The 9,351-nt window shown below is 41.4% G+C and carries 8 protein-coding genes; 3 read left to right on the plus strand and 5 right to left on the minus strand.

What is annotated here, in order from left to right:
- The 4 genes from B5J93_RS03740 to B5J93_RS03755 form a co-directional block, all read right to left on the minus strand.
- The coding region (locus B5J93_RS03740; protein ID WP_228144858.1) for a calcium-binding protein at positions 1-3,164 on the minus strand (3,164 nt) is incomplete at its 3' end.
- A gap of 326 nt (positions 3,165-3,490) precedes the next feature.
- Positions 3,491-4,054 (minus strand): hypothetical protein, encoded by a 564-nt coding sequence (locus B5J93_RS03745; RefSeq protein WP_079324730.1) that lies wholly within the window; start codon positions 4,052-4,054, stop codon positions 3,491-3,493.
- A gap of 247 nt (positions 4,055-4,301) precedes the next feature.
- Positions 4,302-4,898, minus strand: a complete 597-nt coding sequence (locus B5J93_RS03750) for a hypothetical protein (protein ID WP_079324732.1) — start codon at positions 4,896-4,898, stop codon at positions 4,302-4,304.
- Positions 4,888-5,451, minus strand: a complete 564-nt coding sequence (locus tag B5J93_RS03755; RefSeq protein WP_029103623.1) for a hypothetical protein — start codon at positions 5,449-5,451, stop codon at positions 4,888-4,890. Before B5J93_RS03755 ends, B5J93_RS03750 begins: the two co-directional genes overlap by 11 nt.
- Before the next feature lie 350 nt (positions 5,452-5,801).
- On the opposite strand from B5J93_RS03755, the gene B5J93_RS03760 reads away from it, so the two are divergent.
- The 3 genes from B5J93_RS03760 to B5J93_RS03770 all read left to right on the plus strand — a co-directional run bounded on the left by B5J93_RS03760 (position 5,802) and on the right by B5J93_RS03770 (position 8,581).
- A complete protein-coding gene (locus B5J93_RS03760) occupies positions 5,802-6,719 on the plus strand; it encodes a LysR family transcriptional regulator (RefSeq protein ID WP_079324733.1) in 918 nt (305 codons plus the stop codon).
- A gap of 271 nt (positions 6,720-6,990) precedes the next feature.
- Entirely contained in the window at positions 6,991-7,287 is a 297-nt protein-coding gene (locus tag B5J93_RS03765; protein ID WP_079324734.1) for a helix-turn-helix domain-containing protein, read from the plus strand.
- A 97-nt stretch (positions 7,288-7,384) separates the two neighbouring features.
- Positions 7,385-8,581: an amino acid aminotransferase gene (locus B5J93_RS03770; RefSeq protein ID WP_078273627.1), complete on the plus strand. Its 1,197-nt coding sequence runs from the start codon at positions 7,385-7,387 to the stop codon at positions 8,579-8,581.
- Between the two features lie 63 nt (positions 8,582-8,644).
- On the opposite strand, the gene B5J93_RS03775 is transcribed toward B5J93_RS03770, so the two are convergent.
- A complete protein-coding gene (locus B5J93_RS03775) occupies positions 8,645-9,268 on the minus strand; it encodes a PH domain-containing protein (RefSeq protein WP_079324736.1) in 624 nt (207 codons plus the stop codon).
- Between the last annotated feature and the right edge of the window lie 83 nt (positions 9,269-9,351).

Below are 9,351 nucleotides of genomic sequence, written 5' to 3' on the forward strand. Positions count from 1 at the left end.
TCGGCACCCATGCCGCCGTCTAAGTGGTCATCGCCATCACCACCATAAAGAGTGTCATTGCCTTCGTTACCATAAAGAGTGTCATCACCTGCATTGCCATAAATAGTATCATTACCCAGACCACCAGTCAAATGATTATTACCACCATTCGCCGTGATGATGTTATCAAACTCATCACCAATAACATTAAAATTACCATCACCTAGCAAGGTTGCCGCCTCAAAGTTATTGGCAGACAAATCGAAATCAGAGGCGATGTGAATGGTGTCATAACCACCCTCTAAGTCTTTGCCTTCTTCAAGGTAGGTGTCAAATTCATCAACAATATACACGTCATCGCCAAGACCACCGATGAGGGTATCAGCACCTTCTCCGCCCTCTAGCCAATCATTGCCATCACCGCCAATGAGTATGTCATCGCCCTCATTGCCAAATAAGGTGTCATGCCCTGCATTGCCCTCCAAGATGTCGTTACCTTCACCACCATAAAGAAAATCATCGCCCAAATTGCCATGTAGCATATCATTGCCACCGTTGCCATGCAAAGTGTCGTTATCATCACCGCCATGAATAATATCATGGTTATTACCACCATAAATAGTATCAAAGCCGTCTCCGCCCTCGACGTGATTGATGGCATGGATATTGCCATGCAAGGTGTCATTACCAGATAAACCTTTAATGATATTAAGATGATTATCTAGCGTTCCTCTAATAACATCATGGCTATCACCGCCCATGAACACCACCTTAGACATCAAGTCTTCATGATACCAAACACCATCGTCAGCAAAACCGATACTTAACTTAGCGTTATTACTATTATTTAGATAGTTCTTTAGAATAATTTTGTCAGCATTGCCATAGTGAATAACTAAGTCATTGCCATTAAAAATCACCTGCCCAATCTCATCGGAAGTAATATCATCAAAGATAATATGACTTGCTTCTTTTGAATAATCTTCTTCAATGATAGTATCAATACCATCTCCCAAAGAGAAATGGTAACTGTCTATGCCGGCACCACCTGTCAAGATATCATTGCCAATGCCGCCAATCAGCACGTCATGACCATCGAAACCAAAGAGTTGATTATTGTTTGTATTGCCATTTAAAATATCAGAACCACGCCATCCGTTGATGTAAATATCGTTTTGCGATACTGGTAGGTTTTGTATCGGCTCTTCCAAAATCTCTGTGAGCAAAATTATTTTATCATCAAATTTAAAATAAACTTCTTTGGTGGAATATGCATCCATTGCACCTAATAAGGTTAGCTGATTATCGCCTGACTTGACAATAAGATTACTGCTTTGGCGATAAAAATCAAAATCTGTATGGCGACCACCTGCAAAGACAAGTTTGTCATAGCCATCGCCTACATTGTTATAATGCACAAAATCTCTACCCCAATTTTTGGTAAAGACATAAGTGTTGCGACCATCACCACCTGACAGATAATCATCGCCCACACCAGACACAATCACATCATCGCCAACACCGCCATGAACGGTTTTGCCAGTTTTAGCATTAATCATGATGATATCATTACTGGCATTGGCGTTATAGGTTTTATTACCTTTATCATCTAGACTGATGATGTTATTGAGTTTTGATTTGTCTGCATGGGCAACATCAAACTCTTTAAACATCTTATCAATATACTCTTTGAGATTATATTTGTCAGATAACTCATCTCGCCATTCTTGGAGTAGTGCAAATGCTTTTTCATAGCCACCAACTTCAATAACACCGCCATTTAACTTGATTAAATCCTTTAAGTCCTCTAAGGCTTCTAATGGACGAGTTTGATATTTGGATAGTAGCATTTCCTCAAACTTGGTAAAGTCCATCACCATTTCTTTGCCATTGGTATAAACTTCGATGGCTTCTAGGTAGGGTTTTAAGATGGTTTGATTAAGTAGATTGTGATAGAGTCTGTCCTTGACTTCATTATATTTGTCTTCAAAGATTTTGGTTTGACTTCTGTTGACTTCATATAGGTATTCTGTCGGTGTTATACCCATCATTGCATCGACGAATTTTACTTGATGTTTAAGTTTTTCATTGGCATTCTCTGGCGGTCTTTGGTTGACAATATAATCAGGCAAAGCTTGGTTTGGTGTTAGTCTAACCGTATGGACGGGTATATCCTTCTTATTAGATGATGAGTTAGAGCTTCCTAGCGTCTCTGATATTGACAAATCAGACATATCGCTGATGGTTGCCGATCCGCCACGCCCACCATTTGATGAACCTAACATGGTAGATGATGACATGTCTATCCATTTGATATTTTCTTGTTTCATGATTTTAATATCAGTGTCAGCATATAAGACATCTGTCTTTGACCATGCAAGCATCAAATCATCAAGCAGTGCCTTTTGAGCTACTCTTGTGGTTGCCTTGCTGTATCTTCCTAATATATCAGCCAGCTCATCAGACTTCATCGCTGCCTGCTGTATGTCAGCCAGTCTGCCCATGCCATAGACACTTGGCAGTGCCTTGACTGCATCGCTTAGCTCTACTTTATTTAGATGGCGAGTATGAATGCTGTCTGCCTCAAAGTTGACATCAGCCAAAGTACCAACCGAACCGTCTGCCTTTACAAAGGTCGCTTGTTCTTTAATAATACCACCATCAACCTCTTTATTGACAGTCTCTTTATTGTTTAGGTCAATGCGTTCAATGCCAAGCTCTTCTAGACTTATGAGTTCATCATCAGTGCTAACGCCATCACCATTCTTATCCTGCCATACTTTTAGCTCACCAAATGCCTTATCATTGGCATCAATCACGCCATCACCATTATCATCAAGGTCGGCAAGTGCCTCCATGCCACTTGTGGCAAGATCGCCATTGGCAAGGCGTGTATTATCCCCAAACAGCTCTGACCCATCATTAATCTTGCCATCGCCACTCACATCACGCACCAGCAGTCCATCGGACTTATCCACCCACCCTGTCGCCGTAGCGATACCATCCCCATCATGGTCAAACATCGCTCCATGATAACCAAACTTAGACACCGTACCCACACCATTACCATCTAGGTCTAGGATGATGGGGTCGTAGTATTGTTTTGTGTAACCTTGGGTGGGGGATTCGTCTTTTAATGCTTGGTACTTCTCATAATCTTCACACTCAAGATAATTGATGAGCATGTTCACGCCAACTCCCACTCCCACGCCAATAACTGTCGCTACTGCTATACTGAGAACACCAGGACCCCCAACTGCTAATGCAGCTCCATAAGCCCAAGAACTAGCTTTCCATGAGACCACATCTTGTGCTACATTAAACCATTCTCCATGCCAAGCATGAACCCCCATTTGTGTTACGGTCGCTATATTTCCAAACCATGAAAATTTATACTTATCAAGTGGAGCATAAGAAGGCGGTTTATCTACATGAGAATTAGCCATATTCCAGGCACCATCAATACCTGACATAACATAAGTAAATTTATTGTCTAAATCATTGTCTTTTTTTACAATACATGATTTTTAACCTCCAATTGATAAACAAAACCTTGAATAAAAAATATGATAGGTACCGCCCTAAATACTATATGATAAAAGAAATTCACAAAGTGATTGTCATTGGTCATTCCCCCATTTCTATAGGGTGGATACATAGTATAACTGGTAATATAAGCAATAAGAATTGCCAAAAATAGAAAAATAAATCCTGTTAATAAAGGTCTTGCATAGTATGGCGTATTTCCATAGCCAAGCGACAGTTTTTGCTTGATATTTTTTCTAATGACAACCTTAGTATTTATAGACATTTCAAAAAAAGATACCTTTATAAAAACAATCAAAAACAGAATAAAATGATATATAGCCATCATGTCGTATAGCCATCTGTTGTGATAAGTACCATCCATATTTTTGGCAAAGAAAGTAAATCCTGTATAATTCTCAGGCACAAAAAATAAACCACCAAAGATAATGGCTGGTAGTAATAGATAAGTGATTTTTGGAAAAAACACCATATCTTTTACAACGGATACGATGGCCTTTATCTCAAAATTTTCATCATCTCCACTCATATTTAATATACCACCCCAAAATTAATGCTTATTAATTTTATCACAACAATCTATCTATAGGTTGGCATATTGATCCAATCTTGATTTTGTTAGATTTTGTTGTTGCTCAACCTAAAACACAGGCTTTTAACCATCCATCATCACACATTTAAGAAGTGTCGATTATGAACAAGTGAATAAGATTAATCATACCACACCCTAACAATCCACAAACAAATACTCAACATAAATCTCAAAAATACCGTCCCTACACCACCATCTCCCACCATTCATCATTAACCGCTACCCATCCTGTCGCCGTAGCAATACCATCATGGTCAAACATCGCTCCCCCGCTCATCATAAATAGCACGCCAAACTTAGACACCGTACCCACACCATTACCATCTAGGTCCAGGATGATGGGGTCGTAGTATTGTTTTGCGTAACCTTGGGTGGGGGATTCGGTAGGGCGTGGTTTGAATTTTTCGTGGCTATCACATTCAAGCCCATCAATCAGACGATTTAGGTATATACTTGTGGCTGTTGCGGCAATGGTTGCTCCGATAATAACTGGTATGGTTGGCACAAACGCACCGACAATACCAGCATATACCAAAGAGCTAGCTTTCCAAACAACAACATCTTGTGCAACATTAGACCACTCACCATGCAAAGCATGGTTGCCCATTTGTAGCAATGTCAATCCATTGCCGAATTTGGAAAAGCTATATTTTCCAACATCAGACAACCTATCTGGCGGATTCATATGAGATTTAAATGTATTCCATGCACCATCATAAGTCGCACCCAAATAGGTTACGCCATCATCAAAGTTGCCTTTATTTAAGTCTTTACAAGACATATTTATTCTCCTCTATTTTTCGGACAAAGACCGCTAAAAAAAATGCTATAAAAAGTTGTGTTTTGACAAAAAACTGTATGATAAAGTTAAAGATATAGTTGCCATTTCTTGCAACGTCTGTTCTTTCAAATTCGGAATATTCATCAAAAACATTAAAAAAAATAAATATGCAAGCTAGAAATAGAAAATAAAATGCAGAATGCAATGGGTTTGTGTTCGGATAACCACCATGATTTTCTCTAATAACTTTTCTTACATAAGTTGATATAATTTGCCGATTTCTATCTGTCAAACCTAAAATAAGACTCTTGCAAAAAACCAAAAATAAAATGAATATCTGGTAAAAGAATACAGTGTCATAAATCCATTTATTTTGAATTGTTCCATCCATAGTTTTAGCGTATGCAATAAAACCATCATAATTATCAGGGATAAAAAATAAGCTTGAAAACAAAATGCAAGGAACAATAATATAAACAAATTTTGGAAAAATCACCATTTCCCAAAAAACAATCAGTAGAATTTTTATATCCAAACTCTTAGAATCCATCATTAGACACTCAAAACCAATCAATTATGAATAAGCTTAATAATACCACACCAATCTCTAACAATCCACAAACAAATACCCAACATAAATCTCAAAATGCAAAAGATTTAGAGCGGTTGCTACAAGGCATGATAAGCTACTGGTGTGTTATCAAGGTACTGTGGCTTTGGCTTTTGTTTGTCAGTGGGTGAGATTGTTGTGAATGTTCAACGTGTTCTACATCATTGCCAAATCCAGTATTTTATCAAGCAAATCCGATTAATTTTTACCCAAAAAATATTTTTTCCGCCCCCTTGTATCTTGGCAATTATCATTTATAATATCATCTTATATATTTATTAAGGTTAATAATAATGAGTACTACCCTACGCCAACTAAAAGCCTTTGTGCTTGTCGCCGAGCAAAACAGTTTTACCAAGGCTGCCGAGACACTGTGCCTGACCCAATCCGCCCTAAGCGGTCTGATCAAGGAGTTAGAACAAAATCTTGATGTCAAACTATTTGACCGCACCACACGCAAACTACACCTATCAGACGCAGGTTCACGGCTACTGCCACAGGCTCGGCGAGTACTCAACGAGATGTCGGTACTCAACGAAAAAGTCAATAACCTAAAATCGCTACACCAAGGACACGTCCGCCTTGCTGTCTCTCAGCAGTTGTCTGCGTCCACCATGCCCAAATTTGTCGCTAAATTCTGTGAGCTACACCCCAACATTCAGGTCACGCTCACCGACTGCTCGGTGGATAATGTGGTTGAGCATATCGAGAACCTAGAAGCTGATTTGGGGGTCGCCCCTGAGCGTCCTTATTCTGATGACTTGAATGTGGATGTGCTGTTTAGTTCGCCTTTTTATCTGGTGCTACCACCAAACCACCCCTTTGCCCAAAAAGATGAAATTACATGGGCGGACTTGCTTGATGAAAAGCTCATTACCCTAAACGGACCTTTTATTAAAAGCCTACAAAACGAACTTCCCAATAACATTTCAAGTCGTATCTTTAACCCCGATTTTGAGATTAATTTTCTCTCAACCGCCCTTGGCATGACCCGAATGGGGCTTGGGGTGACGTTATGCCTGCTCTACGCTGCCGAATGGGTTGAGCTATACGGGCTGGTCATGCGACCCATCAGCGAGCCTGTGGTGGAACGCAAGTTTTTACTCTACACCCACAAAAACCGCTCGCTGTCGCCTGCCGCTCTTGCCTTTAAGGAATTTTTGATTAATAACGCTGGGGATTTTTTGGTCAGTAAGCCCAAGGCGGTATAGAACAAGGCGGTATAGAATGAGTTGAAAAATATAAGTCTTGACTTATCATTTTGGTAAGGGGATAAATCTTGTACACCGTTTTAATGACCGAGCATTTTACCGAATGGCTGACAAATCTAAGTCAAAAGCGAACAAGAAAGCGTGGCTTATGACCTAAAAAGACAGGTCATTTTGCTGGTGCAGGCGACAAAACAGGCGACAAACATTTTTATCAACGCATGATACCCCTTGCCGAACGTATTTATGGCGAATACTTACAGGATAATGAGCTATGAAAACTTACAAAAACCTAGCCGACCACATGGCAAGCCTGCCTACCGAACGCCGTAATAAGATAGAACAGCGAGTTGCCGACACTTTGGTTGGTATCCGTCTAAGCGAGCTTCGCAAAAATGCCAAACTCGCCCAAGCCGAGCTTGCCGACAAAATTGGCGTGTCCCAATCCGCCATTTGCCAAATGGAAAGTGCTGACAACCCCGAATACGCCATCATCAAAAAATACGTCCAAGCCCTAGGCGGAAAGCTCATTGTTGAGATTGATGGTAAGCAGTCGGTGTTATTTGGCTGATAAACGTATCTCCAAAAACAACAAAATTTCCCCACAACCGCCTGATTTTGCGTTATACTGACACAGTTTTTTATCCACAACAACAAAGGTATTTGTTATGTTTGAACACGTTACCCCCTATGCTGGCGACCCGATTTTGGGTCTCATGGACAAATTTGCAGGTGACCCACGAGGCGACATCAAGGTAAACCTTGGCGTGGGCGTGTACTACACCGAAGACGGCAAATTGCCCGTCCTAGAATGCGTCAAAACCGCTGAAGGACGTATCGCAAGCCCACCTCGTCCCCGTGGCTACTTGCCGATGGACGGTTTGGCAGGTTACAAAAAAGCGTGCCAAGAGCTACTGTTTGGCAAAGACAGTCAGGTCGTCAAAGACGGGCGAGTTGCCACGATTGCCACTTTGGGCGGGTCTGGTGCCTTAAAAGTCGGAGCGGACTTTATCCACGAATGGTTTCCCAATGCCAAATGCTATGTATCCGACCCAACATGGGGCAACCACATCAGCATTTTTGAAGGGGCGGGACTAGAAGTTGGCAAATACCCCTACTATGACGGAGCGACCATTGGCGTCAAATTTGACGAAATGTGTGCGTTCTTAAACACCCTAAACGAAAATGACGTAGTGCTACTACACCCCTGTTGCCACAACCCCACAGGCGTGGATTTGTCAAACGAGCAATGGGATAGCGTGCTTGACATCATCAAAGACAAAAAACTCATCCCCTTTATGGACATCGCCTATCAAGGCTTTGGCGATGACATGGACGGCGATGCGTACGCCATTCGCCTAGCGGTAGAAAAAGGCTTGAGCGTGTTTGTGTCAAACTCATTCTCCAAAAACCTATCGCTCTATGGCGAGCGTGTTGGCGGTTTGTCGGTGGTTGCCCCCACCAAAGAAGAAGCGGACGTTGTGCTTGGGCAATTAAAATTCACCGTTCGCCGTATCTATTCTAGCCCACCGTCTCACGGTAATGCGGTGGTGGATACCGTGATGAATGATGATGAATTGTTCAATCAATGGGTTGGCGAGGTGTACGAGATGCGAGACCGTATCCGACAAATGCGTCAAAAGCTCCAAGACGTCTTGACCGAAAAATTGCCTGAGCGTGATTTTAGCTACTTTACCAAACAGCGTGGTATGTTTAGCTTTACAGGACTAACCGCCCCGCAGGTTATCCGCTTGCGTGATGAGTTTGCCATTTATATGGTAGAAAACGGGCGTATGTGTATCGCAGGGCTAAATAACGCCAACGTGGAATATGTCGCAAACAGCATGGCAGAAGTGCTAAAATAATCAGCTTGCCATAAAAACCGCTCCGTGATTTCGGGGCGGTTTTAGTTTATCCTATTTTGACCGTTAGTCACGCAAATAATGCTCAAACACTGCCCCAAAGTCATACTGGCGAATGGCATTTAGGCGTTCGTTATAGCCTGCTTCCACTTTTTGCACGGTTTGATTGATGACGGTAGGCAAGCTCATAATCACCGCCTCTGGCACGTCTTTTAAATTAAACATGCCTGTTACCGTCTCAAAGGTCTTCTCTAACACCATCTCATCATGGCGGATTGCCTGACAACGCTCGGCAATGGCAGTCAATGCCTTATAAATGTCTCGCACGCCTTCGATTTGGCTTTTGTCAATGTCAATGCTAAACGCCAAACCACCCAAATGAAACTTTAATTCCACGTCCAAATCCATCGTCCCTGCTGTCTCAATGGAGACTTGACTTGGGGCAAAATAACGATAAGGATAGCGTTTTAGCGTACGTTTTTTGCTCGTGGCGGACTGCCCGTCTAAATGGATAAAGGCGGTGTTGGTAAAACAGTATTCGTCCATTTTTGATTTGATGACAAAATAAATCCGTTCATTATCTTCATGAAAAATATAGTCATCAATGTCGGTTTGGTTAAACTGGCTAGGCGGTATGATTTTGCCAATGTCGGACAAGCCAAGAGCGTCTGAGGCGAAGTTTTTGAACATGAGTTTTTCCTTTTTAGATGGATTTAAAACAAGCCCATTTATTGTAGCACAAGCATTTTTTATTCTTGAATTTACAACCCAAC

It is taken from the genome of Moraxella equi, from assembly GCF_002027555.1.
GTDB classification, from domain to species: domain Bacteria; phylum Pseudomonadota; class Gammaproteobacteria; order Pseudomonadales; family Moraxellaceae; genus Moraxella; species Moraxella equi.